Origin of the sequence: Streptomyces sp. CB03238 (genome assembly GCF_002099185.1) — a bacterium.
Lineage (GTDB): Bacteria > Actinomycetota > Actinomycetes > Streptomycetales > Streptomycetaceae > Streptomyces.
Genome location: NZ_NBCN01000012.1, coordinates 207181 through 231505 on the forward strand (window position 1 = coordinate 207181; position 24325 = coordinate 231505).

Annotated in this window: 22 protein-coding genes; 10 read left to right on the forward strand and 12 right to left on the reverse strand. The window is 72.7% G+C overall.

Annotated elements, in window-relative coordinates:
• Positions 1-113: 113 nt before the first annotated feature.
• The 5 genes from BKD26_RS23765 to BKD26_RS23785 form a co-directional block, all read right to left on the reverse strand.
• Positions 114-1121, reverse strand: coding sequence for a TerC/Alx family metal homeostasis membrane protein (locus tag BKD26_RS23765; protein WP_084901658.1), 1008 nt, complete (start codon positions 1119-1121; stop codon positions 114-116).
• A gap of 244 nt (positions 1122-1365) precedes the next feature.
• Complete coding sequence (locus BKD26_RS23770) at positions 1366-3309, reverse strand: TerD family protein (RefSeq protein WP_084901661.1); 1944 nt, start codon at positions 3307-3309, stop codon at positions 1366-1368.
• 100 nt (positions 3310-3409) lie between these two features.
• Complete coding sequence (locus BKD26_RS23775) at positions 3410-3988, reverse strand: TerD family protein (protein WP_084901663.1); 579 nt, start codon at positions 3986-3988, stop codon at positions 3410-3412.
• A 137-nt stretch (positions 3989-4125) separates the two neighbouring features.
• A complete protein-coding gene (gene uvrB, locus BKD26_RS23780; RefSeq protein ID WP_084901667.1) occupies positions 4126-6279 on the reverse strand; it encodes an excinuclease ABC subunit UvrB in 2154 nt (717 codons plus the stop codon).
• Positions 6280-6338: 59 nt separating this feature from the next.
• Positions 6339-7229, reverse strand: coding sequence for an MHYT domain-containing protein (locus BKD26_RS23785; protein WP_084901670.1), 891 nt, complete (start codon positions 7227-7229; stop codon positions 6339-6341).
• Between the two features lie 276 nt (positions 7230-7505).
• On the opposite strand from BKD26_RS23785, the gene BKD26_RS23790 reads away from it, so the two are divergent.
• The 3 genes from BKD26_RS23790 (at position 7506) to BKD26_RS23800 (ending at position 10394) form a co-directional block, all read left to right on the forward strand.
• Positions 7506-8417: a glycerophosphodiester phosphodiesterase family protein gene (locus BKD26_RS23790; protein WP_084901672.1), complete on the forward strand. Its 912-nt coding sequence runs from the start codon at positions 7506-7508 to the stop codon at positions 8415-8417.
• 76 nt (positions 8418-8493) lie between these two features.
• Positions 8494-9036 (forward strand): methylated-DNA--[protein]-cysteine S-methyltransferase, encoded by a 543-nt coding sequence (locus tag BKD26_RS23795; RefSeq protein WP_084901675.1) that lies wholly within the window; start codon positions 8494-8496, stop codon positions 9034-9036.
• A gap of 119 nt (positions 9037-9155) precedes the next feature.
• Complete coding sequence (locus BKD26_RS23800) at positions 9156-10394, forward strand: MFS transporter (RefSeq protein WP_084901766.1); 1239 nt, start codon at positions 9156-9158, stop codon at positions 10392-10394.
• A 25-nt stretch (positions 10395-10419) separates the two neighbouring features.
• Here the strand turns inward: BKD26_RS23800 and BKD26_RS23805 are convergent, their stop codons facing one another.
• Positions 10420-10779 (reverse strand): cupin domain-containing protein, encoded by a 360-nt coding sequence (locus BKD26_RS23805; RefSeq protein ID WP_084901676.1) that lies wholly within the window; start codon positions 10777-10779, stop codon positions 10420-10422.
• Between the two features lie 117 nt (positions 10780-10896).
• Here BKD26_RS23805 and BKD26_RS23810 point away from each other — a divergent pair, with 117 nt between their 5' ends.
• Positions 10897-11805: a pseudouridine-5'-phosphate glycosidase gene (locus BKD26_RS23810; RefSeq protein ID WP_084901679.1), complete on the forward strand. Its 909-nt coding sequence runs from the start codon at positions 10897-10899 to the stop codon at positions 11803-11805.
• Positions 11802-12695 (forward strand): PfkB family carbohydrate kinase, encoded by an 894-nt coding sequence (locus BKD26_RS23815; RefSeq protein ID WP_084901681.1) that lies wholly within the window; start codon positions 11802-11804, stop codon positions 12693-12695. Before BKD26_RS23810 ends, BKD26_RS23815 begins: the two co-directional genes overlap by 4 nt.
• Before the next feature lie 446 nt (positions 12696-13141).
• Here the strand turns inward: BKD26_RS23815 and BKD26_RS23820 are convergent, their stop codons facing one another.
• A complete protein-coding gene (locus BKD26_RS23820) occupies positions 13142-13774 on the reverse strand; it encodes a uridine kinase (RefSeq protein ID WP_084901684.1) in 633 nt (210 codons plus the stop codon).
• 70 nt (positions 13775-13844) lie between these two features.
• Here BKD26_RS23820 and BKD26_RS23825 point away from each other — a divergent pair, with 70 nt between their 5' ends.
• On the forward strand, positions 13845-14609 hold the full coding sequence (locus BKD26_RS23825) for an SDR family oxidoreductase (protein WP_084901686.1): 765 nt from the start codon (positions 13845-13847) through the stop codon (positions 14607-14609).
• Positions 14610-14658: 49 nt separating this feature from the next.
• Positions 14659-15117, forward strand: a complete 459-nt coding sequence (locus tag BKD26_RS23830) for a MerR family transcriptional regulator (protein WP_084901689.1) — start codon at positions 14659-14661, stop codon at positions 15115-15117.
• Here the strand turns inward: BKD26_RS23830 and BKD26_RS23835 are convergent.
• Positions 15101-15757, reverse strand: a complete 657-nt coding sequence (locus BKD26_RS23835) for a helix-turn-helix domain-containing protein (protein WP_084901691.1) — start codon at positions 15755-15757, stop codon at positions 15101-15103. The genes BKD26_RS23830 and BKD26_RS23835 overlap by 17 nt on opposite strands.
• 84 nt (positions 15758-15841) lie before the next feature.
• Between BKD26_RS23835 and BKD26_RS23840 the strand changes: the two genes are divergently transcribed.
• Positions 15842-17053 (forward strand): pyridoxal phosphate-dependent aminotransferase, encoded by a 1212-nt coding sequence (locus BKD26_RS23840; protein WP_084901694.1) that lies wholly within the window; start codon positions 15842-15844, stop codon positions 17051-17053.
• Between the two features lie 449 nt (positions 17054-17502).
• On the opposite strand, the gene BKD26_RS23845 is transcribed toward BKD26_RS23840, so the two are convergent.
• Positions 17503-18240, reverse strand: coding sequence for a hypothetical protein (locus tag BKD26_RS23845; protein ID WP_084901697.1), 738 nt, complete (start codon positions 18238-18240; stop codon positions 17503-17505).
• Between the two features lie 58 nt (positions 18241-18298).
• Here BKD26_RS23845 and BKD26_RS40455 point away from each other — a divergent pair, with 58 nt between their 5' ends.
• Positions 18299-18457, forward strand: a complete 159-nt coding sequence (locus BKD26_RS40455) for a hypothetical protein (protein WP_179166661.1) — start codon at positions 18299-18301, stop codon at positions 18455-18457.
• Position 18458: 1 nt separating this feature from the next.
• Entirely contained in the window at positions 18459-19130 is a 672-nt protein-coding gene (locus BKD26_RS23850; RefSeq protein ID WP_084901701.1) for a DUF2293 domain-containing protein, read from the forward strand.
• A 63-nt stretch (positions 19131-19193) separates the two neighbouring features.
• Here BKD26_RS23850 and BKD26_RS23855 read toward each other — a convergent pair whose 3' ends face one another.
• The 3 genes from BKD26_RS23855 to BKD26_RS23865 all read right to left on the reverse strand — a co-directional run bounded on the left by BKD26_RS23855 (position 19194) and on the right by BKD26_RS23865 (position 24213).
• Positions 19194-19946 (reverse strand): chaplin, encoded by a 753-nt coding sequence (locus BKD26_RS23855; RefSeq protein ID WP_084901704.1) that lies wholly within the window; start codon positions 19944-19946, stop codon positions 19194-19196.
• A gap of 173 nt (positions 19947-20119) precedes the next feature.
• Positions 20120-21406, reverse strand: coding sequence for an SWIM zinc finger family protein (locus BKD26_RS23860; protein ID WP_084901707.1), 1287 nt, complete (start codon positions 21404-21406; stop codon positions 20120-20122).
• Positions 21403-24213, reverse strand: a complete 2811-nt coding sequence (locus BKD26_RS23865; RefSeq protein WP_084901711.1) for a DEAD/DEAH box helicase — start codon at positions 24211-24213, stop codon at positions 21403-21405. Before BKD26_RS23865 ends, BKD26_RS23860 begins: the two co-directional genes overlap by 4 nt.
• Between the last annotated feature and the right edge of the window lie 112 nt (positions 24214-24325).

The following is a 24325-nucleotide window of genomic DNA, read 5'->3' on the forward strand; positions in this document are numbered from 1 at the left end:
GCGTGAGCGGGGGCAGCCGCCGTCCGAAGCGGCACCGGCCGGTGCGGGTCGCGATGCGAACCCGTACCGGCCGGTGCCGTGCTTGCGCCTCGTGCGGCTTGTGACTCGTGCGGTCAGGCCCCGACGCTGTCCTTCGGCGCCTTCTCGGACCCATCGGACCCATCGGCCGCCTCGCGCTCCGCCTGCTTCTTGGAGGCGATCAGGCTGGTGATCGTGGTGATGACCAGGACGCCGCAGATGACCGCGAGCGAGAAGGGGATGGAGATCTCCGGCACGTGCACGCCGGACTCGTGCAGGGCGTGCAGCACCAGCTTCACACCGATGAAACCCAGGATCACCGACAGGCCGTAGCTCAGGTGGACCAGCTTCTTCAGCAGGCCACCGATGAGGAAGTACAGCTGCCGCAGACCCATCAGGGCGAAGGCGTTGGCGGTGAAGACGATGTACGGGTCCTGGGTCAGACCGAAGATCGCGGGGATGGAGTCCAGCGCGAACAGCACGTCCGTGGTGCCGATGGCGAGCATGACGACCATCAGCGGGGTCAGCACGCGCTTGCCGTTGTTGCGGATGAAGAGCTTGGTGCCGTGGTACTTGTCGGCGACACCGAAGCGGTTCTCGATGGACTTGAGGAGGCGGTTCTCCTCGAACTCCTCTTCCGGCTCGTCGGCACGCGCCTCCTGGACGAGCTTCCAGGCGGTGTAGATCAGGAACGCGCCGAAGATGTAGAAGACCCACGAGAAGCTGGCGATGATCGCGGCGCCGGCGGCGATGAATATCGCGCGGAGCACGAGGGCCACCAGAACACCGATCAGCAGCACCCGCTGCTGGAGGTGGGTCGGCACCGAGAACTTCGCCATGATCAGGACGAAGACGAAGAGGTTGTCGACGCTCAGCGACTTCTCGGTGATGTAACCGGCGAAGAACTCGCCGGACGCCTGGCTCTCGCCGAAGAACAGCAGGCCCAGGCCGAACAGTGCGGCGAGGACGATCCAAACGACCGTCCAAGTTCCGGCTTCCTTGATCGACACATCATGGGGCTTGCGCCCGATGAAGAAGTCGACCGCGATCAGGGCGGACAGACCGAGAATGGTCGCCACCCACAGGCTCATTGAAACGTCCACTGCGCCTCCGGCGTCGTACGGCTACTGATCAGCGTCGTCGCTGCCGGAGGTCTCTTCCACCCGGGTGGCCCGGCGTCCATCACCGGTCACACCACGGGCCGGCGCCCCGGGACCGGTCTTACGTCCGACCGTCCGTACTGACGGGCACGCCGCGCATGGGAGTACTCCCCTCCGCACCAAGAACGTTACCCCAAAGACCAAAGAAAGGTAAAGAGAAAAGTAAAAGGCGCCCCAAGTCCGCAGGTCAGCGCCGCCAGTTGGTACGGGCTTCAGCCACCTGCGACAGGACCTGGCGCAGGATCCCACTCCCCTCGGGCAGCCGGGGCGGCTCGTACGTCCAGGCGTGTCCCACCCACGGGTCGGCGAGGTGGTCGTCCGGGACCGGCGTCAGACGCAGCAGCGACCGCCACAGAGGGTCGAGCACCGGCCCGTAGGCACTGGCGTCCTCCCGGTCGGCGATCAGCAGCAGGTGGACGCCGACCGCCGGGCCCTCGTCCGCCAGGTAGCGCAGCTGGGTGACGGCACGATCGTCGAAGCCGTGCGGGAAGTCGTTGACGATCAGCAACTGGTCGGCGGTGTCCAGGTCCGGCGGGAGCGCGTCGGTCGCGCCGCCGCTGACGGCCATCCGTACCAGCTCCACGCGCTGGGTGAGAGCGCCCAGGACGGCGGCCACTCCCCCGGCCCCGGCCGCCGGCGGTGCGGCGAGCACCCCGGAATCGGCCAGCGGGGCGAACGAGGCGGCCGCCGAGCCCGCCGGGTCGATGACATGGACGGCGTACTCGCCCACCGGGTGGACCGCGAGCAGCCGCGCCGCGTGCAGGACGGCCGTGTCCACGGCGAGCCGGCGCAGCTCCCCGTCGTCCATGAAGGCGGCGGCCTCGGAACCGGAACGGCCGCTGTCCACCCACAGGCCCCGCTCCAGCGGCAGCCGCACCAGCATCGGGATGCGCAGCTCGGGGCGCTCGGGCAGGTGGAGATCGCCGAGGCGCAGCGCCATGGGGCCCTCGGCGGGGGCGCGGTAGCCGTGCCACACCGGGCTCTCCCAGCCCGCGTAGGCGGCCGGAAGGGCGGGCTCGACGACCTCCGCCTCGGCGGTGAGCTGTGCGAGGTCCCGGTCGAGCGCCTCGCGGGCGCGGGCCGTCAGCTCGTCGCACCTGGCACGGGCCGCCGCGCGGGCGGCGTCGCCGGCGGAGCCGATCCGGCTGCGCGGGTCGGACAGGACGCGGTCGAGCTCCTGGTCCATGCGGGACTCGGCGAAGTCGACGGCGCTGCGGTACGCGGCGGTGGTGCGGGCCAGGTCCTCGAACATGCCCCAGACCTGGTTGTACAGGCGCTCGTCCATGGACCAGCCGCTGGCATCGCCGGCGACCGGCGGGGCGGGCTGCCCTGGGGGCGCGGGTGCGGATACGGGCCGGTTGGTGGCGGCGTCCGGGGGCGGCGGGGCGGTGGTCTCACGGCGCGGGTGGGCGTAGCTGATGGGCCCGGTCGGGGCGGCGGCGGGCACGGCCGGGTGGGACGGGCCGGTGGTGGAGGTAGGGGTGGTGTCGCCGGGTGCGCCGGATGCGGTCAGCGAGGCCCCGCGCCTGGCGCGGTCGCCGTCGGCGGTACGGGGCGGGGGCGCGGAGACCGACCGTGTCACGCCGTTCGCGACCGCTTCCTGGATGGTGTCCGCGAGCTCGGCGGCCCGGTCCAGACCCTGGTCGGCGAGCATCGCGGTGAGCCCGCCCGCGTACCCCTGGCCGACGGCGCGCATCTTCCAGACGCCCTGGCGGCGGTACAGCTCCAGGGCGACCACGGCGGACTCCGTGTCCAGGCCCGTGATGGTGAAACTGGCGACCTCGGTGCCGTCGAGGGCGGTGACCGCGGCGAACGGCGCGGCGACGGCGCCGAACCGCGCCGGGCCGCCGGCGCCATGGGGCAGGGCGAGGAGCACCGTCACCCGGTGCACCTCCCCGGGCAGGGCGTCGAGGTCGACGGCGAGCCGGTGGTCGGCGGCCGCCTGCCGGGACACTTCGAGGCCGGGCAGCGCGGGCGAGCCGGGGTGGACGATCGACTGGGCGCCTGCCACCGTGCCGTTCTCGTCGCCGAGCGTGGCCCCGGCGATGACCGGCGCGCCGGCCGACACCCGGATCTCGAGTCGGGTGTGGGGCAAGGGATGGTTCTGCCCCCGGACCAGCTCGGCCGTCATGCCTGTGTCCCCTCGGTGCTGCGGTGCCTCGGTGTGAACCGCAGCTCCCGGCGGCCTGGCCTCCGGGAGCTGCGATGTGTGTACGGGTGGTGCCGTGCGCCTACAGGTGCGGCAGGATCGACGGCATCAGGTCCTGGAACGTACGGCCGTTGGCCGGGTTGCCCAGGGCCGTCATCTGCCAGCCGGAACCGGCCCGGTGCACCTTGGCCATGATCTGCGCGGTGTACTGGCCGCCGCCGTCCAGGGTGTAGCGCGCCAGCTCCTGGCCGTTCGTCTCGTCGACGATGCGGCAGAAGGCGTTCTGGACCTCCTGGAACGTCTGGCCGGTGAAGGAGTTCACCGTGAAGACGATCTGGTCGATGTGGACCGGGACGCGCTGCAGGTCGACGAGGATCGCCTCGTCGTCGCCGCCCTGTCCCGCGCCGCCCACCAGGTTGTCACCGGTGTGGCGGACGGAGCCGTCGTCGCTGACCAGGTGGCGGAAGAAGACCACGTCCACGGGCTGCTTCTCGGCGAAGAGCACCGCCGAGGCGTCGAGGTCGACCTCACGGGTGCGCGAGCCGAACAGACCGCGACGCGGCGCCGCCTGCCATCCGAGCCCCATCCGCACCGCGGTGAGAGTACCCCCGTCGCTCTTCTGCAGGTTGATGGCCTGGCCCTTGGTCATATTGACCGTCACGCGCTGTCCCCTCTCGTTGCGTACCCCCGCGACCGTCTGAAGAGTGCGGTTGACCAGCACCCTACGCAGGGCCCCGACACGGCATCAGGCCAGGCCCTCTTTTGTGGCGGTGTTGCAACACACCGGCTGCGGCGGCGTCAGGCGATGCCCGCCTCCTTCATCTGCCGCAGCTCCTTCTTCAGCTCGCTGACCTCGTCACGCAACCGTGCCGCCACCTCGAACTGCAGCTCGGCCGCCGCCGCCCGCATCCGCTCGGTCATCTCCTCGATGATTCCGGCCAGTTCGGCCGCCGGACGGTCGCTGACCAGCGCGCCCTTTCCGCCGGCCTTGCCGGCCCTGGCGCCTGCCGTGCCGCCGCCATGCGCCGACTTGGAGCCCAGCGAGGGGACGGGGGCCTTGGCGCCCTTGCCGTCCTTGGACTGGCGGTAGCCGGTGCCGAGCAGCTGCTCGGTGTCGACCTCCTCGCGCGCGATGGTCGCGACGATGTCGTTGATCTTCTTGCGCAGCGGCTGCGGGTCGATGCCGTTGGCCTTGTTGTACGCGACCTGCTTCTCGCGCCGGCGGTTGGTCTCGTCGATGGCCTTCGCCATGGCCGGGGTGATGGTGTCCGCGTACATGTGGACCTGGCCGGAGACGTTGCGCGCCGCGCGCCCGATGGTCTGGATCAGCGATGTGCCGGAACGGAGGAAGCCCTGCTTGTCCGCGTCCAGGATGGCCACGAGGGAGACCTCGGGGAGGTCGAGGCCCTCACGGAGCAGGTTGATGCCGACCAGGACGTCGTACTCGCCGGAGCGCAGTTCTCGCAGCAGCTCCACCCGGCGCAGGGTGTCGACGTCGCTGTGCAGATAGCGGACCTGGATGCCCAGCTCCAGGAAGTAGTCGGTGAGGTCCTCGGCCATCTTCTTGGTGAGGGTGGTGACCAGGACCCGCTCGTCCCGTTCGGTACGGAGGCGGATCTCGTGGACCAGGTCGTCGATCTGGCCCTCGGTGGGCTTGACGACGACCTCGGGGTCGACGAGCCCGGTGGGGCGGATGATCTGCTCGACGAAGCCGTCGGACCGGGAGAGCTCGTACTGTCCGGGCGTCGCCGACAGGTAGACGGTCTGGCCGATCCGCTCCTGGAACTCCTCCCACTTCAGCGGCCGGTTGTCGAGCGCGGACGGCAGCCGGAAGCCGTGGTCGACGAGGGTGCGCTTGCGGGAGGCGTCGCCCTCGTACATGGCGCCGATCTGCGGCACGGTGACATGGGACTCGTCGATGACGAGCAGGAAGTCCTCGGGGAAGTAGTCGAGGAGGGTGTTGGGCGGTGAGCCGGGCTCGCGGTCGTCGAAGTGCATCGAGTAGTTCTCGATGCCGGAGCAGGACCCGATCTGGCGCATCATCTCGATGTCGTACGTGGTGCGCATCCGCAGCCGCTGTGCCTCCAGCAGCTTGCCCTGCTTCTCCAGCTCGGCCAGGCGCTCCTCGAGCTCGCGCTCGATGCCGTTGACCGCCTTCTCCATGCGCTCGGGCCCCGCCACGTAGTGGCTGGCCGGGAAGACGTAGAGCTCCTGGTCGTCGCTGATGACCTCGCCCGTGAGCGGGTGGAGCGTGGACAGCGCCTCGATCTCGTCGCCGAACATCTCGATCCGGACGGCCAGCTCCTCGTAGACCGGGAAGATCTCGATGGTGTCGCCGCGCACGCGGAAGGTGCCGCGGGCGAAGGCCAGGTCGTTGCGGGTGTACTGGATGTCGACGAAGCGGCGCAGCAGCTGGTCCCGGTCGATCTCCTCGCCGACCTTGAGGGGGACCATCCGGTCGACGTACTCCTGTGGCGTACCGAGGCCGTAGATGCAGGAGACGGAGGCGACCACGACGACGTCCCGTCGGGTGAGCAGCGAGTTCGTGGCGGAGTGGCGCAGCCGCTCGACCTCCTCGTTGATCGAGGAGTCCTTCTCGATGTAGGTGTCCGACTGGGGGACGTACGCCTCGGGCTGGTAGTAGTCGTAGTACGAGACGAAGTACTCGACCGCGTTGTTCGGCAGGAGCTCGCGGAACTCGTTGGCCAGCTGGGCGGCCAGCGTCTTGTTCGGCGCCATCACGAGGGTGGGGCGCTGAAGCTTCTCGATCATCCAGGCCGTCGTCGCCGACTTGCCGGTGCCGGTCGCGCCGAGCAGGACGACGTCCTTCTCGCCTGCGCGGATGCGCCGGTCCAGGTCGGCGATGGCCGCCGGCTGGTCGCCGCTGGGCTGGTAGGGGCTGACGACCTCGAAGGGCGCCACCGAGCGTTCGATCTTGGAAACGGGCCGCATGCAACCACCGTACGACCCGGCACTGACAGTCGGGGACCGAGCGAGGTCATCGGAGGTCGTCAGCGGTCGCCGGTGCGCTCGCGGCGGCGCGGACGGCGGGCCGGCGACCGGACGGCGGGCTCGTCGTAGAAGTGGCTCTGCCACTGGACCGGTGCACCGGGGCGGCGGAGAGACCGGCCGGGGGCCGCGAGCACGGCCCGCTGCCCGTCGCGGTCGCCGCCCGTCACCAGCAGCGGGTCGAACATCACCACGACGCCGGCGAGCAGCAGGAACACCGCCGGGCCCACCAGCATGGGGCCGAGCAGCGAGGTCGTGGTGTCGCCGTCGCCCGCCGTGAGGCCGTCGCCGTGCAGGTGGACGCGTACCGCGGCCATGCCCGTGTAGTGCATCCCGGTGACCGCGACGCCCATGCCCAGGCCGGCACCGAGGCTGGGCAGGAACCCGTGGATCGAGACCGCCGCCCACAGCGCCGAGGTCGCCGCCACGACCGCGATCACGACGGAGAGGGCGACGGTGAGGGTCTCGTACTGGAGCCGGCCCGGCAGGCGCATTCCGGCCATGCCGAGGTAGTGCATGGTGGCGATGCCGAGGCCCGTGATGGTGCCGCCGGTGACCAGGGCCATCGCGGTGGCACCCCGGTATCCGACGATGAAGATCCCGATGCCGACCATCACGATCGCCACGGCGAGGCTGGCGAAGGTGATGGCCGGGTCGTAGCCGACCGGCGCCTCCTGGACCGTGAACCCCATCATCGCGATGAAGTGCATGGTCCATATGCCCGAGCCGATGGAGGTGGCGCCGAGGGCGAGCCAGCCGGGTTTGAAGGTGCCGTGCTCGCGAAGGGACCTGGTGGTGCAGCGCAGTCCCAGGGCGCCTCCCAGGCACGCCATGAGAAAAGCGGCCACGGGTGTGACAAGGCCGTAGCTGAAACCGTCGACTGTGCCCTGCATGCCCGTATGCCCTTCGCTCCTTGTGCCCCGCCGTCCGGAAACCCCGTGCCCGTGCCGTGGCGCCGTGGTGCCATGTGTACCCGCTGGTACGGGGGCGAGGCTATGGCGCATCCAGGACCGAACAAACATTGCCGGGGGATTCGTCGACAGAGGAGCTCCCGGCGCGGTGGGCCGGGGCCGGTCCGTTCACGTTCCGGCCATCCTTCGCCTGTTCGCCGTTGACCGTCGACTGCCAGTCTCGGGGCCGTCCGCGATCCCCCGACCCGAGGAGCTCACGTGTCCCTACGGCCCGCACTGGCCACCGCCACCGCGCTCGCCGCGGCCGGCACCCTGCTGCTGCCCGCCACCGCGTCCGCGTCCGCGACCACGACCGGGGCTGGGGCTGGGGCTGGGGCTGGGGCTGGGGCTGGGGGCGACCAGCCGCTCGTCATCGCACACCGCGGCGCCTCCGCGTACGCGCCCGAGAACACCCTGGCCGCGATCGATCTCGCCCGTGACATGGGCTTCACGTGGGTGGAGAACGACGTCCAGCGCACCAGGGACGGCGAGCTGGTCGTCCTGCACGACGACAGCCTGGCCCGCACCACCGATGTGGAGCAGCGCTTTCCCGGGCGTGCTCCGTGGAAGGTCAAGGACTTCACGGCCGCGGAGATCGCCACGCTGGACGCCGGCAGCTGGTTCGGCGAGAAGTGGGCGGGTGCGCGGGTGCCGACGCTGGAGCAGTACCTCAACCGCGTGGACCGCAACCACCAGAAGCTGCTGCTGGAGATCAAGAAGCCCGAGCTGTACCCCGGGATCGAGAACGACACCCTGCGCGTCCTGGGCGAGGAGGGCTGGCTGGACCGCCCGCACGTCGCCGGCCGGCTGGTCATCCAGAGCTTCGGCGCCGCGAGCGTGAGGGCCGTGCACCAGCAGCGGCCCGACATCACCACCGGCTTCCTCGGTACGCCCGCGATCGCCGATCTGCCGTCCTACGCGGCCTTCACCGATCAGATCAATCCGGCGCACACCACGCTCACCGCCGGTTACGTCGCCGCGGTGCACCGGCTGAAGGGCGCGCACGGCAAGCCGCTGCGGGTCAACACGTGGACAGTCAACGACGCCGCGGGGGCGGAGCGGGCGGACGGTTTCGGGGTGGACGGCATCATCACCAACAACCCGGACGTCGTGCGGGACGCGGTGCGCTGACCCGGACGCGGTGCGCTGACCTGCGGCGATCCTCGTCCGGGCCGCCTTGTCAGTGGTCGGTCGTACGGTGGTCGGCATGGACAGCAACGGGCAGTTCGTGGAGTGGGCCGTCGTCGGCAGCGACATCGGCCCGCTGCTGCTCGCCGCGACGGGCGAGGGGCTGGTGAGCGTGGTGTTCCACGCCGACGACGCGGTGCGCGACCGGGCGTTGAAGCGGCTGGAGGGGCAGCTCGGCGCGGAGCTGGTGGAGAGCGCGTCGGGGCGGCTGGCCGAGCCGATACGCAGGCTGGAGGCGTATTTCGCGGGCGGGCTGGGCGAGTTCGGGCTGCGGCTGGACTGGTCGCTGACGGCCGGGTTCAACCGGCAGGTGCTGCGCGAGCTGGCCACCGGTGTGCCGTACGGAACGGTCGTCGGCTACGGGGAGCTGGCCGGCCGGGTGGGGCAGCCGGGGGCGGCGCAGGCGGTCGGTGCGGCGATGGGCGCCAATCCGCTGCCTGTGGTGGTGCCGTGCCATCGGGTGGTGGAGAGCGACGGGGGAATCGGCGGGTTCGGCGGAGGGCTGGAGACCAAGCGCCGGCTGCTGGCTCTGGAGGGGGTGCTGCCGCAGCCACTGTTCTGATCCTGTAGGGGTGGCAGACTGCCGCGGTGACTACCGACTCCGACATACCCGATGCCTCCGCGCCGGTGGAGCCGTCCGCTTCGAAGTCCGGCTCCGACTCCGGCTCGCAGTCCGGCTCCATGGCTGTCGTGACCGCCGAACTGCCCGCCCTGCGGCGGCGGATCTCAGCCGTCCTCGTCGCCAGCCAGATCCTGGGAGGGCTGGGGGTGGCGACCGGGATCGCCCTCGCCTCCGTCCTGGCCCAGGAGGTGAGCGGGACGGACGCGCTGTCGGGGCTGGCTCCGACCGCCACCGTGGCCGGGACGGCGCTGCTGTCCATGCCGCTGGCCGCGCTGATGACGGCGCGCGGGCGGCGACCCGGGCTGGTCCTGGCGTATGCGATCGGGGCGGCCGGAGCTGGTGTCGTGGTGCTGGCCGCGGTCCTCGGGAACTTCCCGCTGCTGCTGGCCGGCATGGCGGGGTTCGGTGCAGGGTCGTCGGCCAATCTCCAGGCCCGGTTCGCGGCGGCGGACCTGGCGGAGCCGGAGCGGCGCGGGCGGGCCATCTCCACCGTGGTCTGGGCGACGACGATCGGGGCGGTGCTGGGCCCGAACATCGCCGCGCCCGCCGGACGGAGCGTGTCCGGGCTCGGGATACCGCCGGCGGCCGGACCGTTCCTGTGGGCAGCTGGGGTCTTCCTGTTGTCGGCGGCGCTGGTCGCGGTCCTGTTGCGGCCGGATCCGCTGCTGACCGCGCGGGCGCTGGCGGCCGGCACCGAGGAGGGCGCGGGGCCCGAGGGCCGGTCGCTGCGGGCGGGCGTGCGCGCGGTGCGGGAGTCGCCTCGTGCCAGGCTGGCGCTGGTGACCGTGGCGGTCTCGCACACCGCGATGGTCTCGATCATGTCGATGACCCCGGTGGCGCTCAGCCACCACGGGGCGGACATCACGCTGATCGGGCTCGTCATCAGCGGTCATATCGCGGGCATGTACGCGTTCTCGCCCGTGATGGGATGGCTGTCGGACCGGCTCGGACGGCTGTCCGTGATCGGTCTGGCCGTCGGGCTGCTCGCCACCGCCGCGCTCCTGGCCGGCACGGCCGGGCCGAGCCATGGGCAGACCGCTGCGGGGCTGTTCGTCCTGGGGCTGGGCTGGTCCGCGGGGCTGGTCACCGGCTCGGCGCTGCTGACGGACTCCGTGCCGCAGCCCGCCCGCGCAGCGGTGCAGGGCCTGTCGGACCTGACCATGAACACGGCGGCGGGCGTCGGCGGTGCGGGGGCCGGCCTGGTCGTCGCCCAGGCGGGATACGGCTGGCTGAACGCGGTGGCGGCGTTGCTGCTGCTTCCGCTGGCCGCCGTGGCGGTACGGCGGAAGCGCGGCTGACGAGAACGGCGCGAAGGGCACTGCCTCAGAGGCAGATGTGGTACGCCTTGCGCAGTGTCTCGTGCACCGTCCACGTCGTACGGTCGCCTTCGCGCAGGACGCACGCGTCGCCCGGTCCGAGTTCCAGCGTGTCCCCGCCCTCGACGTCCACGGTGGCGCGCCCGCTGACGACCACGAAGAGCTCGTTGGCCTCGGTGTCGGTCACGACGCCGGGCGTGATCTGCCAGATGCCGCGCACCTGGGTGCCGTCGGCCGATTCCCACAGCACCTTGCCGGTCACCACCGGGTCGCCGGAAACGATCTGTTCCGGGTCCAGCGGCTCCGGCTCCAGCTCGGCGTCCGGTATGTGCACGGCAAACGAGGGCTGCTGCTCAATGGTCGTCATGGCCGGTGACTCTAACCGGGGCTGCCGGGCGCTTGGCGCACGGGGTGAACGCCAGTGCGACACGGGAAAGTCCGCCCGGACGTTTGCGCGGGCCGCCGCCGCGCCAGGGATGGGGACATGCCGGAGACCACTGTCACCCTGTCGGAAGAGGTACGGGAGGCGATGGCCGCGCGCAGGCCGGTCGTCGCCCTGGAGTCGACGATCATCGCGCACGGCCTGCCCCGCCCTCGGAACCTGGCCGTGGCGGAGGAGTTGGAGGCGCTGGTACGGGCCGGCGGGGCCGTTCCGGCCACGGTCGCCGTGCTGGACGGCGTGGCGCGTGTGGGGCTGGACAAGGGGCAGCTGGAGCGGGTCGCGGCCGATCCCGGCGTACGCAAACTGGGCCATCGTGACCTGGCGCCCGCCCTGGCGGCGGGGGCGAGCGGGGCGACGACGGTGTCGGCGACCGCGTTCCTGGCGGCGCGGGTAGGGATCCGGGTGTTCGCGACCGGCGGGCTCGGCGGCGTACACCGTGAATGGGTCCAGACGCAGGACGAGTCGGCGGACCTGCGGCTGCTGGCGCGGACCCGGATCGCCGTGGTGTGCGCGGGGGTCAAGTCCATCCTGGACGTGCCGGCGACGCTCCAGCGGCTGGAGACACTGGGCGTCGGCGTCGTGGGGTACGGGACGGAACACTTCCCCGGCTTCTACCTGGCGTCCTCCGGCGAGCCGGTCGACTGGACGGTGCGGTCGCCGGAGGAGGTGGCGGTGGTGATGCGGGCGCAGGACGCGCTGGGCGGCCCGGAGGCGGCGCTGATCGTCGCCAATCCGGTGGCGGAGGAGGAGCAGCTGGATCCGGAGCTCCACGACCGGGTGCTCGCGCTGGCGCTGGAGGAGTGCCGGGAGCGGGGGATCACCGGGCAGGGCGTGACGCCGTTCCTGCTGGAGTACCTGATGCGGCACACCGGCGGGGCGTCCCTGGAGGCCAACCTGGCGGCGGTACGCGGCAATGTGCGGCTGGCGGCGCGTATCGCGGCCGCGCTGTGACCGGCGCGCTGCTCGTCGTCGGGGACGTGGTCACCGACGTGGTGGCCAGGCACCGTACGCCGCTCGCCCCGGCGACCGACACGGCGGCGGAGATCCGGACGCTGCCGGGCGGGGCGGGGGCGAACGTGGCGTGCTGGGCGGCGCGTTCGGGGTGCGCGGACGTACGGATACTGGCGCGGGTGGGCACCGACTGGGCGGCCTGGCACGAGGAACGGCTACGGTGCGCGGGAGTGCGGCCGCTGCTGGTACGGGACCCGGGCGCGCCGACCGCGACGGTGGTCGCGCTGGTCGACGAGGCCGCCGAGCGGACGTTCCTCACGGACAGCGGCGCGGCGCTCCGGATCGGGGTTGGCGACTGGTCGCCAACCCTGCTGGACGGGGTGTCCCACCTGCACCTCTCGGGGTATCTCTTTTTCGCCGGGACCAGCCGCGAGACGGCGCGGCTGGCCCTGGCAACAGCGCGGGAGCGGGGCGTGCCGGTGAGCGTGGACCCCGCGTCGGCGGGCTTCGTCACGGAGCTGGGAGTGGACCGGTTCCTGGCCGCGGCCGAGGGCGCGGACGTGCTCCTGCCCAACGCCGTCGAGGCCCCGCTGCTGACGGGCCTGGCCGACCCCGCGGGTGCGGCGGCCGCGCTGAGCCGCCGCTTCCCGCTCGTCGCGGTGACCCTGGGCGCTGCGGGCGCCCTGGTCGCCGTATCGGGGCAGGCCCTCTCGCCGGTCCCGGCCCCGGCGGTACGGGCGGTCGACTCGACGGGCGCGGGCGACGCGTTCACGGGCGCCTTCCTGGCGGCCCGCCTGTACGGCGCGGACCCGGCGTCCGCCGCGGAAGCCGGCTGCCGCGCCGGCGCAACGGCGGTCACGGTACTGGGCGGCCGCCCGATGGTGGGCTGACGGAGGCCGCCGGGTGACGGGGGGCCACCGCCGGAACTGGGCCGACGGGCCACCCGGGGGCGGAAGGGCGGGCCCAGGGTGTCGCGGGTGGCGGGAAGCCGCCGCAAGCCGGGGGCTGGACACCCGGGCCGGCCGGTGGAGGCCGCGCGACGGGTGCCGACGAGGGCAGGAGCCGCCGCAAGACCGGGGGCGACGCGGGCCACCCGGGGGCGGAAGGGGCGGGGCGAAGGGTGCCGCCGGGTGGCGGGGCCACCGGGTGGCGGGGCCACCGGACCGAGGCAACGCGGGGCACCCGGGGCAATGGGGGCCGCCGGGTGGCAGGGGCAGCCACAGAACCGGGCGGAGGCCGCGGTGGAGGCGCCGGGGCCGGGCGGAGCAGCGGGTCGGCAGGGGCATGCCGGGTGGTCGGCCCGGACGGTCTCGCGCCGGTGGCCGGAAGCCGGGGGCTAGCCCAGGCCCGTCCAGGCCGGGTGGCGGGGGTCGTCGGTGCGGACCACGATGTCGGCGGTCTCCGTCGGGGCGACCTCGGCCTCGTACCGCTCGAAGGCCGGCAGCGTCCACGGCTGCTCCGTACGACGGGCCAGGGCCCCGGGTGACAGCCGCAGGTGGACCGTCAGGTCGAAGGGGAACCAGTGGCCGAGCAGGAACGGCCCGTGCAGTACCAGTACCCCGCCCGGCGCCAGCGTCCGGTACGGGCTGCGTGTCGCCCTGTCCGTCACCGGGTCCCACAGGTCGGGCAGCACCCGCCCGCTGCCGCCCGGCTCCAGAGGCCCGAAGACCTCCCGCCACAGGGCGCCGGTGTCGAACCAGCCGCTGTAGTACGCGTCGGGGTCCTCCTTGCCGTACTCGTACCGCAGCGACGCCGGCCGCAGGAACCCCTCCGTTCCCACGGTCATCACCGCCCGCCCACGCACCCGCAGCGCCTCCGCCAGCAGCCCGGCCGGCTCTCCGGGCCGGGCGGCGGGCGCCCCGTCGACGGCGACCTTCCGCCACGGCCCGCCGTCGCCCGGGGTCAGCCCGTCCACGTGCGCGGCGAGCGCGTCGGTCAGCCGTTCCCAGGTGATCGGTTCGAGTTTCACGCCCCCATGCTGCCCGAGACGCACCACGAGTTGACCTTGCCATTGGCGGCAGGGTTCGAGGATCGGCACCATGAAGCACGCGCGGAAGAACACCAGGGTCGTGATCGTCACCGGCGCCGGTACCGGTATCGGCCGGGCCACCGCCAGGGCATTCGCCGCGCAGGGTGCCCACGTCCTCGCCGTCGGCCGCCGCCCGGAGCCCCTCGCCGAGACCGCGCGGGCCCACCCGGACGGCATCCGGCCGCTCGCCGCCGACGTCACCGCGGAGGGTGCCGCCGAGCACATCGTCGGCGCCGCCCTCGACACGTACGGACACCTCGACGTCCTCGTCAACAACGCGGCCGTCGTGGGAAGCGGCCGCCTCGGCACGCACACCCGTGCCTCCATGGCACCCCAGTTGGACACCAATCTCGTGGCGCCCGTCCTCCTCACCCAGGCCGCGCTGCCCGCCCTGGAACGGCAAGCGGCGCACGGCGTGGTCGTGAACGTCACCACCTCGGTGGGCCAACGGGCCTGGCCGGGCAATGCCGTGTACGCGGCGACCAAGACCGCCCTCGAACTCCTCACCCGTAGCTGGGCCGTCGAACTCGCCCCGCGCGGCATCCGCGTCGTCGCCGTCGCGCCCGGTGCGGTCGAGACGCCGATGGGCGAGCACTCCGGGCTGTCCCCCGAGGAACTGGCCCGCATGCGCGCCTGGCAGCGGGCGCACACTCCTCTCGGCCGCATCGGCCGCCCGGAGGACGTCGCATGGGCCATCACCCAACTGGCCTCGCCCGAGGCCTCCTTCGTCACCGGCACCGTACTGCCCGTGGACGGTGGCGCCGTGGTGGCGTGAACCCGCAAAACTCACCTGTGATAGCAATGGCTCCCTGGAGGGGAGCACAGTGCGCATCGGGGAACTGGCACGGGCGACGGGCACCACGGCCCGCGCCCTTCGCCACTACGAACAGCAGGGCCTGATCTCGTCGACCCGCGCACCCAACGGCTATCGGGAGTACGACGAGGGTGCCGCCGTCCGTGTACGCAACATCCGCCATCTGCTGGACGCCGGGCTGACGTTGGAGGACGTGGCGGCGTTCAGTGCCTGCCTGGACGGTGACGTCGCGGGCGCGCCGCCGTCCGAGCGGGGTCTGGAGATCGCCCGGGACCGGCTCGCGGTGCTGGAAGCCCGGATCGCGGCGCAGACGGCCGCCCGCGACCGGCTCGCGGCGGCGTTGCTGCGCGCTGAACGCCGACCGGGCGGCGGGCACCGTCGTCGCGTCGGTCAGCGCGGACCCGCACCGGACACCCCGGGCGCCGCCCGGCCGTCGACCGCACCCTCGCCGCCTACCACGACGACGTGACCTTCTCCTCCCCATGGTCAGCCGCTTCACGCACCACCTCGATACGCCCCGCCCTCACGCCCTCGGTGACCGACAGGCCTCCGGCCGCCACGGCCGCGCACGTCGCCGCGTCCATCCGCAGGCAGACGTCCGGCTCGTGAGCGGCGGGGCCGTCGGCGTACGTCACCTGACCGCCGTCGGCGTCGTCGCCCACCCGCACATGGAACGTCCCCTCGTCGAGCCGGACTTCGACCACTCCCGCCCCCGGGACCGCCGCCTGCAGGGCGTCCAGCAGCGGGATGGCGAACCAGTGCGCCCGCACCGCGTCCGTGGGGCGGGGTTCGGCGAGAGCGGGGGCTCCCCAGGCCGCCAGGGCCCGCAGCACGGGCAGCAGGCCCCGCCCCCGGTCGGTGAGTTCGTACACGTACGAGGAGGCGGGCGGCGGCAGCCGACGACGGGTCACCAGGTCGTCGCGCTCCATGTCCTTGAGCCGCGAGGCGAGCATGTCCGTACTGACGCCGGGGAGATCGGCGTGCAGGTCGGTGTAGCGGCGCGGACCCGCGAGCAGTTCGCGGACGATCAGCAGCGTCCAGCGGTCACCGACGGCGTCGAGGGCACGGGCGGCGGCGCAGTACTGGTCGTAACTTCGTCGACGTGGCATGCGAGGCAGTCTAGACAAGTTGTTGGACTTTCCAAGCTCACACTTGGTAAAACCAAGCAACACCACTTCTGGAGGTCGTCGAGCATGGAGTTCCGGCAGTCGAGCAAGCTCAGCGAGGTCTGCTACGAGATCCGCGGCCCGGTCATCGAGCATGCCAACGCCCTGGAGGAGGCCGGCCACAGCGTGCTGCGCCTCAACACCGGCAACCCGGCCCTCTTCGGCTTCGAAGCGCCCGAGGAGATCGTCCAGGACATGATCCGGATGCTCCCGCAGGCCCACGGCTACACCGACTCGCGCGGCATCCTCTCCGCCCGCCGCGCCGTCGCCCAGCGCTACCAGGCCCTCGGTCTCACCGACGTCGACGTCGACGACGTCTTCCTCGGCAACGGCGTATCCGAACTCGTCTCCATGGCCGTCCAGGCCCTCCTGGAGGACGGCGACGAAATCCTCATCCCGGCGCCCGACTTCCCCCTGTGGACCGCCGTCACCACCCTCGCCGGCGGCCGCCCCGTGCACTACCTGTGCGACGAGTCCGCAGACTGGTACCCCGACCTGGACGACATGGCCGCGAAGATCACTGACCGCACCAAGGCCGTCGTGATCATCAACCCCAACAACCCCACCGGCGCGGTCTACCCGCGCGAGATCGTCGAGGGCATCCTCGACCTCGCCCGCCGCCACCAGCTGATGGTCTTCGCCGACGAGATCTACGACCAGATCCTGTACGACGGTGCCGTCCACCACACCGCCGCCTCCCTCGCCCCCGACCTGGTCGTCCTGACCTTCTCCGGCCTGTCCAAGACGTACCGCGTCGCCGGCTTCCGCTCCGGCTGGCTCGTCGTCACCGGGCCCAGGCAGCACGCGCGCAACTACCTGGAGGGGCTCACCATGCTCGCCTCCATGCGCCTGTGCGCCAACGCCCCCGCCCAGTACGCCATCCAGGCCGCCCTCGGCGGCCGCCAGTCCATCCACGACCTGACCGCCCCCGGCGGCCGCCTCCATGAGCAGCGCGACAAGGCGTGGGAGAAGCTCAACGAGATCCCCGGCGTCTCGTGCGTCAAGCCCAAGGGCGCGCTGTACGCCTTCCCGCGCCTCGATCCGAAGGTGCACCGCATCCACGACGACGAGAAGTTCGTCCTGGATCTGTTGCTGCGGGAGAAGATCCAGGTGGTGCAGGGCACCGGCTTCAACTGGCCGCGCCCGGACCACTTCCGCGTCCTCACCCTCCCGCATGTCGACGATCTCGACGCGGCGATCAGCCGCATCGGCCGCTTCCTGAGCGGATACCGCCAGTGAGAGTACGGCGGTGTCGACCCGGCCGCCTACATGGCCCGGGCGCGGGCCGCGTCGTCCACCGACCGCGCGTACACCGGACGGTGCGGGGCGAAACGGGAGCGGGCCCGGAGGCGTAGCCGGCCCCCGAGCCCTGTGGATACCGCTCCCATCACACGCCGGCACGGTTGAACCCGGGTCAGTCTTATGTCGCCGCGTCCTGCCTTTGGACGACCGCACATCGAGCTGCGCGGGCCGGAGTCGAACCGGCATTTCGACGCACCGGGGCCCGGGCCCGGTCGTTCCGGCGATGAGCGGCGCATGCTGAGTCTGGAGCAAGAGTCTGAGTTTGAGGGCGGGGCCTTACCGGAACCGCTCCATCACGACAAGCTTCAGCTTCAGCTTTGCGCTCCTCGCGCACCCCGGCCCTACGGTGCGTATGGCCGGGGAGTCTGTTGGGTGTGCTGTGCAGGCTACCCGAACAGGTAGCCGAACACGGCGTCGCCGACGCGCTGGTCGGTGACCTCCGCGCTGTTCGCCTCCTCGCGGGCGAACTTCACGGCCTGCTGGAGTTTTTCCACCCGCTCCAGCAGTTCGTTGACGCGCCGCGCGGGCAGCGCGCCCGAGAACTTCACCGTCGTCCAGTACCCGACCGGGATGTCCTCGTAGTACACCTCGACCTGGGCCGGGTGCTTGTCGGTGGCCTCCGCCTTCACATGGTTGCGGGGCACCTTCTTGGTCCGCAGCGTCCGCACCGGCTCGGTCTTCCACGCGTCGGTCGAGGGGTCCTGGCTCCACGACTCGGCCGCGTCCAGCACCGGCAGCTTGCGCACGAAGCCGGCTATGTCCGTCAACTGCTTCTCCAGGAAGAGGAGATACGCGACCGGCACCTGGCTCACCAGCACACGCCCGTCCACGGTGATGTCCGCGCGGGCCGCGCAGTTCGCCCAGTCCTTCGTGGCGGTGACATCGAACAGCCGCGTCAGCGTCTTCGCCGTGTCCCGCAGCACGTCCTCGGCCTTGACCTGCACCAGGGTGGACTCGGGCGGCAGCTGCTCCCCCTCCTCGTCCTTCGGCTGGTACGTACGGGAAATGCCGGCGAGCAGCGCGGGCTTCTGCAGCCCGTGGTGCGCCGCGGCCAGGTCCTGCTGCGCCTTGGCCTTGACGCCCTTCTCAACTGCGATGATCTGATTGAGTCTTGTCGTTGCCACGGGGGAATTGAATCAGCACAGGCGTGCCCGGATCGAACGATTTTAGGAGTACGGCGGGATGGAGACGGCGCTCACAGCCGTGACCGGCACGCTGCTCGGCGCGGTCGTCGCGTACCGGCGCTCGTACGACCGGCGTGCCGCCGCCCGGCAGGCTCTCGTCCGGGCGCAACTGGTGTGCGAGGGCCTCATCGAGGCCGCGGCCCCCGGCGTGCGCTGACATGGCGGCGGCCTCGGCGGTGCCGGTCCCGCTCGTGGTGATCGAGCCGCTCAAGCGGCGGCACTGCGCGGAGTGCCGCAGTGGGCCGCTCCCCCGGCTGGTCCTGGAGTTCAACGCGCCGCTCTGCCTGGACTGCGCCGACCTCGGCCACCTGGTCTACCTGCCGCGCGGCGACGCGGCACTCACCCGCCGGGCCCGTGAGGCGAGCGGCCTGTGGGCCGTGGTCGTACGCCACAACCGGCGCCGTACGCGGTACGAACGCCAGGGCATCCTCGTGGAGGAGGCAGCCCTCGCGCGGGCGGAGGCGGCGTGCCTGGCCGACGCGGAGGCGCGGGCCCGCCGCCGGGCCCGGGACGCGGTGCGCCGGGCGGTGGAGGACGAGCGGTTCAGGGCCGCGCTGGCCGGCGAGATCCTGCGCCTGTTCCCCGGCTGCCCGCCGGAGCGTGCCGCCGAGATCGCGGGGCACGCCGGGGAGCGCGGAAGCGGCCGCGTGGGGCGTACGGCGGCGGGGCGCGGGCTGGACGAGGGCGCGGTCACGGCGGCGGTACGGGCGTCGGTGCGGCATCTCGACACGGAGTACGACGCCCTGCTGATGAGCGGTGTCCCCCGCCGCCAGGCGCGTACCCGGGTGGCACCGGTCATCGAGTCGGTGCTGGCCGCCTGGCGGCCGTGACGGCCGGGTCGGCGGTGAGTCCGGGGCGGCCGGGTGCTCGGGGCGACCGGCCGCCGCGGGAATTCACGTGCGGTCGGACGTGGGGCGGAAGCGGCGGTAGAGGAGACCGCCGCCGAGCATGAGGCCCATGGCGGCGGGCACTCCCATGCCGATGAGGCCGGCGCCGGAGCCGGTCTCCGCGAGCGTCGTCGAGCTGGTCCGCGGCGTCGGCGCGGGGGCCTGGTCGGCCGGCGCGGGCACCGGAGCGGCGGGGCCGTCGCTCTTGGGCGGGGAGACGGGCTTGTCGTGGTCCTTCGGCGGCTTCTGCGGTGTGACGGGGGTCTTGCTGCCGCCGTTGCTGGAGGCGTTGCCGAAGGCGGGGTTGAGGATGCCGACCAGGCTGACGGAGTTGCCGCTGACGTTGACCGGCAGGTCGATGGGCAGCTGGATACCGTTGCCGGAGATCACACCCGGCGACTTCACCGCGGCACCGTCCGCCGAAGCGCCGCCGCCGTTCTTGCTTCCGCTCTTGCCGCCCTGCTCACCGGGCTTGCCGTGCGACGTGCCGGGCCGGTCCTTGTGGTGGTGGCCGTCGCCCTTGTTCGCGCATGTGTTGCCGGCCGCGGGGTTGAGGATTCCGACCACATTGACGGTGTTCCCGCAGACGTTGACCGGGACGTCCACCGGCAGCTGCACGGTGTTGCCGGAGATCAGCCCCGGCGAATCCGCCGTGGCACCGGCCGCGTCGGAGTCGGCCTGCGCATAACCCGCCGCCAGAGCGAGCGCGCCACCCGTGGCCATCAGTGTGACCAGACCATTTCGGCGAGTGTGCCTCATGGCTTCCTGCCTTCCGGAGACTTTCACGGGCACCCGCCCGCACCGGAATTAACGCCTTACAGGCAAGCCGGGTTATGACGCATCCGCCATTCACCCCAACGAGTGGCGGCTCATTCGAACCCTCACATGCTCTTTACGAGGTGCCCCCGTCAGCAGCCGGTCAACAGCGCCTGTCAGCGCTCCAGCAGGTCGGTGAGCGCTCCCACCGGGTCCGCGTCAGGGGTGCCTCTCGGCCACCAGTCCTCCCGGTCGGGGTCCGATTCGTACCCGTACCAGAGGCCGTCGCGGCCGTAACGCAGTTGCAGCGAGCGGGTGGAGAGGCGGTTGCGCCAGGGGCGGAAGTGCGGGAGGTCGGCGGCGATCAGGGCGGGGCGGGCCCGGTCGAAGGGGCCGGCCGGCGGGTCCCAGGGCTCCTCCAGGACGGCGAGCCCGGCCGGTCCGCCCTGGCGCCAGGCGGCGACCGCGCGGGCCAGGTCGGCCGGGGTGCGGTCCAGGGCGGCGGCGAGGTCACGGTAGAGGGCGCGGGTGGAGGCGGTCAGGCCGGATCCCGGGTGGGCGGCCGCGAGGCGGACCGCGTCCTGCCAGGGGGTGAGGGCGGCGACCGGATCCTGCCCGCTGGTCAGGAAGGTGTGCGCGCGGGCTGCCGCCTCGGTCGCCAGCATCTCCAGGGCCAGCGGGTCCGGGGCGTCCGGGTCCTCGGGGTAGAGCGGTGGGCGGCCGGGCCGGTCGGGGGCGGGCAGCGGCGGCGGCAGGGTCCTGGCGGGCGGGGAGGTGACGGCCGTGCGGGCGGGCACGGTGGGCATGGGCGGGGGCGCGGCGGTGGTCTCGGCGGCCTCGAGTGCGGCGTTGCGGTGGCTGAGCGCCGCGAGGATCTCCTGTTCGCCGCGGCCGCGCATCAGGAACAGCACGAACGGGTCCTCGTCGAGGAGCCGCGCCGCCTGGTAGCACAGGGCGGCCGCGTGTTTGCAGGGGTAGCCGTGGTCGGGGCAGGAGCAGTCCGGGATCAAATCGCCGGGGCCGGGCAGCAGGTCGACTCCGGCGGCCAGGGCGTGCGGCACGTCCTTGTCGAGGAGGGCGGCGATGTGGTCGGGGCGGGCAGCGGCGGCGTCCAGGAAACGCTCCCAGTCGTCGTCGCCGAGGACCCGCAGCCGGATCTCCGTGCGGTACGGGCGGGGGCGGCTGCCGTGCACGTACGCCACGACGCGCCCCGGCGTCACGGTGATGGCGTCGACGTGCCCGGTGGCGGCGTACGCACGCCCGCGTGCCAGGCGCGCCGGGTCCAGGGCGGTGTCCTCCAGGGCCTCCACCCAGGCGTTGCCCCACCAGGTGGCGGCGAACTTCCCGTCGGCTCCCTGGACCGGGGCGAGCTGCGGGAACGTACGGCGGCGGTCGTCGTGCAGCGGGACGCGCCGGGCGCCGGTGCCCGGGCGGGAGCCGGGGCGGTCGCGGTGCGGGCTCATGACGGCCTCCTCAGGGAGACGAGATCGGCCAGTTCGCGGTCGGTCAGCTCGGTGAGGGCGGCCTCTCCGGAGCCCAGGACCGCGTCGGCCAGGGCCCGCTTGGCGAGCAGCATCTCCGCGATGCGGTCCTCCACCGTCCCTTCGGCGATCAGCCGGTGGACCTGGACCGGCTGGGTCTGGCCGATGCGGTACGCCCGGTCGGTGGCCTGCTCCTCGACGGCCGGGTTCCACCAGCGGTCGTAGTGCACGACGTGGCCGGCCCGGGTGAGGTTGAGGCCGGTGCCGGCGGCCTTGAGGGACAGCACGAACACCGGTACTTCGCCGGACTGGAACCGGTCCACCATCCGCTCCCGCTCCGCCACCGGCGTCCCGCCGTGCAGCAGTTGGGAAGGGACCGCGCGGGCCGCCAGGTGCGACGTGAGCAGCCGCGCCATGGTCACGTACTGGGTGAAGACCAGCACGGAGCCGTCCTCGGACAGGATCGTGTCGAGGAGCTCGTCGAGCAGGGCCAGCTTGCCGGAACGGCCGGCCAGCCGTGCGGGCTCCTCCTTGAGGTACTGGGCGGGGTGGTTGCAGATCTGCTTCAGGGACGTCAGCAGTTTCATGACCAGGCCGCGGCGTGCGATGCCCTCCGCGCCCTCGATCCGCCCCATCGTCTCGCGCACCACCGCCTCATAGAGGGAGGCCTGTTCGCGGGTGAGGGGCACGGGATGGTCGGACTCCGTCTTGGGCGGCAGCTCGGGAACGATGCCCGGGTCGGACTTCTTGCGGCGCAGCAGGAAGGGGCGGACGAGCCGGGCGAGCCTCTCGACCGCCTCGTCGTTCTCGATCTGCTCGGCGTTCTCGACGGCGCGCGCGTGCCGTGAGCGGAACGCCTTGAGCGGGCCGAGGAGCCCGGGGGTGGTCCAGTCGAGCAGCGCCCACAGCTCGGAGAGGTTGTTCTCGACGGGGGTGCCGGTGAGGGCGACGCGCGCGGGCGCGGGGATGGTGCGCAGCGCCTTGGCGGTGGCGGAGAACGGGTTCTTGACGTGCTGGGCCTCGTCGGCGACGACCATCCCCCACTCGTGGGCGGCCAGCCGCTCGGCGCTGGTGCGCATGGTGCCGTAGGTGGTGAGGACGAAGCCTCCGTCGATCCCCTCCAGGGTGCGGTCCGTGCCGTGGAAGCGGCGCACCTGTACGCCGGGGGCGAAACGGGCGACCTCGCGCTGCCAGTTGCCGAGCAGGGACGCCGGGCAGACGACGAGGGTGGGGGCCCGGCGGGCGCGGCGCAGGTGGAGGGCGATGAGGGTGACGGTCTTGCCCAGGCCCATGTCGTCGGCGAGGCAGCCGCCGAGGCCGAGGGACGTCATCAGGTCGAGCCAGGCCAGGCCACGCAGTTGGTAGTCACGGAGGGTGGCGTCCAGGCCGGGGGGCGGGTCGACGGTGCCGGGGCCCGCGACGAGCCGGTCGCGCAGCGCGGCGAGCGCGCCCACGGGGACGGCCTCGACTGTCTCGCCGTCGACTTCGGCGGTGCCGCTGAGCGCCACGGCCAGCGCGTCGACCGGCTCCAGCAGGCCCAGCTCCCGCTTGCGCGCCTTGCGTACGAGCGCGGGGTCGACGACCACCCACTGGTCGCGCAGCCGCACGATGGGGCGGTGCGCCTCGGCGAGGGCGTCCATCTCCCGCTCGGTCAGCGGGTCGCCGTCCAGCGCGAGCTGCCAGTTGAACCTCAGCAGCTCCTCGCTGTCGAAGAACACCGTGCCGTCGGTGGCCGAGCCGGGAGCGGGCCGGACGACCGCGGCGGCGGTGAGCGACCGGACCAGCTCCCTGGGCCAGTGCACGGTCACGCCGGCCGCGCCGAGCCGGGCCGCGGCGGGGCCCAGCAGCTCGTACAGCTCGTCCTCGGTGAGCGACAGGACGTCGGGGACGTCCCGCTCCAGCAGCCGGGCGAGCGGCGCCCAGACGCGGGCCGCGCGCCGCAGCGCCAGCACGGCGTCGATCCGGGCGCGCGGCCCGAAGTGCTCGGCGCTCTCCCCCGCCCACAGCGCGGCCGCGTCGACGACCAGGGTCGGGTCGGCCAGGCTGTGCACCTGGACCAGCGCGGCGGCGGCCTGCCGCTGCTCGCCCCCCTCCTGGACGGTGTCGAACAGCTCGTACCCGGACAGGTCGAGGCGGAGTGAGACACGGACGCCGGCGTCCATGCCCGCCGCCGCCTCGGCGGCCCAGGCACGCGCGCGGGGCAGGTGCTGCGGGGCACGGGCCGCGAACGGCGCCCCCGCGGCGTACGCGGCGGCGGGCGTACGGGGCAGCGTATCGGCGACCGCGTCGAGGAACGCCCGCACCAGGGCCTCCGGCTCGGGCAGTTGGAGCGGCCGCAGGCCCTGCACGGGCACGGCATGGGCTTCGTACGGCATCGCCGCCGCGACCGCCCGGAGGTGGGCGATGTCGTCGGCGTCCAGAGGTCCCGCGCGCCATGCGTCCAGGTCGTCCGCCGTGAGCCCCGGCAGGAGCCGGCCGCGCCCGGCCAGGTGGAGGGCGTGCAGGGCGGCCGCGCCCCAGCAGGCGGCGGCGGGGTGGGCGGCCGGGTCGTGCCGCGCCGTGACCAGCATGGGCAGGGCGCCGGCGACGGACAGCACCACTGCCGGGACGGCCCGGCTCCGCACTCCGGCCCCGTGCGCCCGCACGACGGTGATCGTCTCGGGCCGGGCCCCGGACGCCGGCGGTGGCAGGGGTCTGCCGTCCGGGGACCAGAAGGCGACGCGGCCCTCACGCGGCAGCGCGGCCGGGAGGAAGACGGCGGCACAGGTGTGCAGCGGCCCCTGCTGCATGGCCGGTCACCTCCCTTCACGCTGGTCGTGTCGTGGATCTACGACCTTACGGCGAGGGTCTGACATTGATACTCGTAGCGGGTTCCGGTGGTCGTGGCTCAGGGTCTGACTG

What these genes read in the sequence shown, in the direction of transcription:
- BKD26_RS23770 (WP_084901661.1), bottom strand. Translation starts at nt 3,309, where the DNA reads ATGACGGCCGAGCTGGTCCGGGGGCAGAACCATCCCTTGCCCCACACC.
- uvrB (WP_084901667.1), bottom strand. Translation starts at nt 6,279, where the DNA reads ATGCGGCCCGTTTCCAAGATCGAACGCTCGGTGGCGCCCTTCGAGGTC.
- BKD26_RS23785 (WP_084901670.1), bottom strand. Translation starts at nt 7,229, where the DNA reads ATGCAGGGCACAGTCGACGGTTTCAGCTACGGCCTTGTCACACCCGTG.
- BKD26_RS23795 (WP_084901675.1), top strand. Translation starts at nt 8,494, where the DNA reads ATGGACAGCAACGGGCAGTTCGTGGAGTGGGCCGTCGTCGGCAGCGAC.
- BKD26_RS23800 (WP_084901766.1), top strand. Translation starts at nt 9,156, where the DNA reads ATGGCTGTCGTGACCGCCGAACTGCCCGCCCTGCGGCGGCGGATCTCA.
- BKD26_RS23805 (WP_084901676.1), bottom strand. Translation starts at nt 10,779, where the DNA reads ATGACGACCATTGAGCAGCAGCCCTCGTTTGCCGTGCACATACCGGAC.
- BKD26_RS23810 (WP_084901679.1), top strand. Translation starts at nt 10,897, where the DNA reads ATGCCGGAGACCACTGTCACCCTGTCGGAAGAGGTACGGGAGGCGATG.
- BKD26_RS23825 (WP_084901686.1), top strand. Translation starts at nt 13,845, where the DNA reads ATGAAGCACGCGCGGAAGAACACCAGGGTCGTGATCGTCACCGGCGCC.
- BKD26_RS23835 (WP_084901691.1), bottom strand. Translation starts at nt 15,757, where the DNA reads ATGCCACGTCGACGAAGTTACGACCAGTACTGCGCCGCCGCCCGTGCC.
- BKD26_RS23840 (WP_084901694.1), top strand. Translation starts at nt 15,842, where the DNA reads ATGGAGTTCCGGCAGTCGAGCAAGCTCAGCGAGGTCTGCTACGAGATC.
- BKD26_RS40455 (WP_179166661.1), top strand. Translation starts at nt 18,299, where the DNA reads ATGGAGACGGCGCTCACAGCCGTGACCGGCACGCTGCTCGGCGCGGTC.
- BKD26_RS23850 (WP_084901701.1), top strand. Translation starts at nt 18,459, where the DNA reads ATGGCGGCGGCCTCGGCGGTGCCGGTCCCGCTCGTGGTGATCGAGCCG.
- BKD26_RS23855 (WP_084901704.1), bottom strand. Translation starts at nt 19,946, where the DNA reads ATGAGGCACACTCGCCGAAATGGTCTGGTCACACTGATGGCCACGGGT.
- BKD26_RS23860 (WP_084901707.1), bottom strand. Translation starts at nt 21,406, where the DNA reads ATGAGCCCGCACCGCGACCGCCCCGGCTCCCGCCCGGGCACCGGCGCC.
- BKD26_RS23865 (WP_084901711.1), bottom strand. Translation starts at nt 24,213, where the DNA reads ATGCAGCAGGGGCCGCTGCACACCTGTGCCGCCGTCTTCCTCCCGGCC.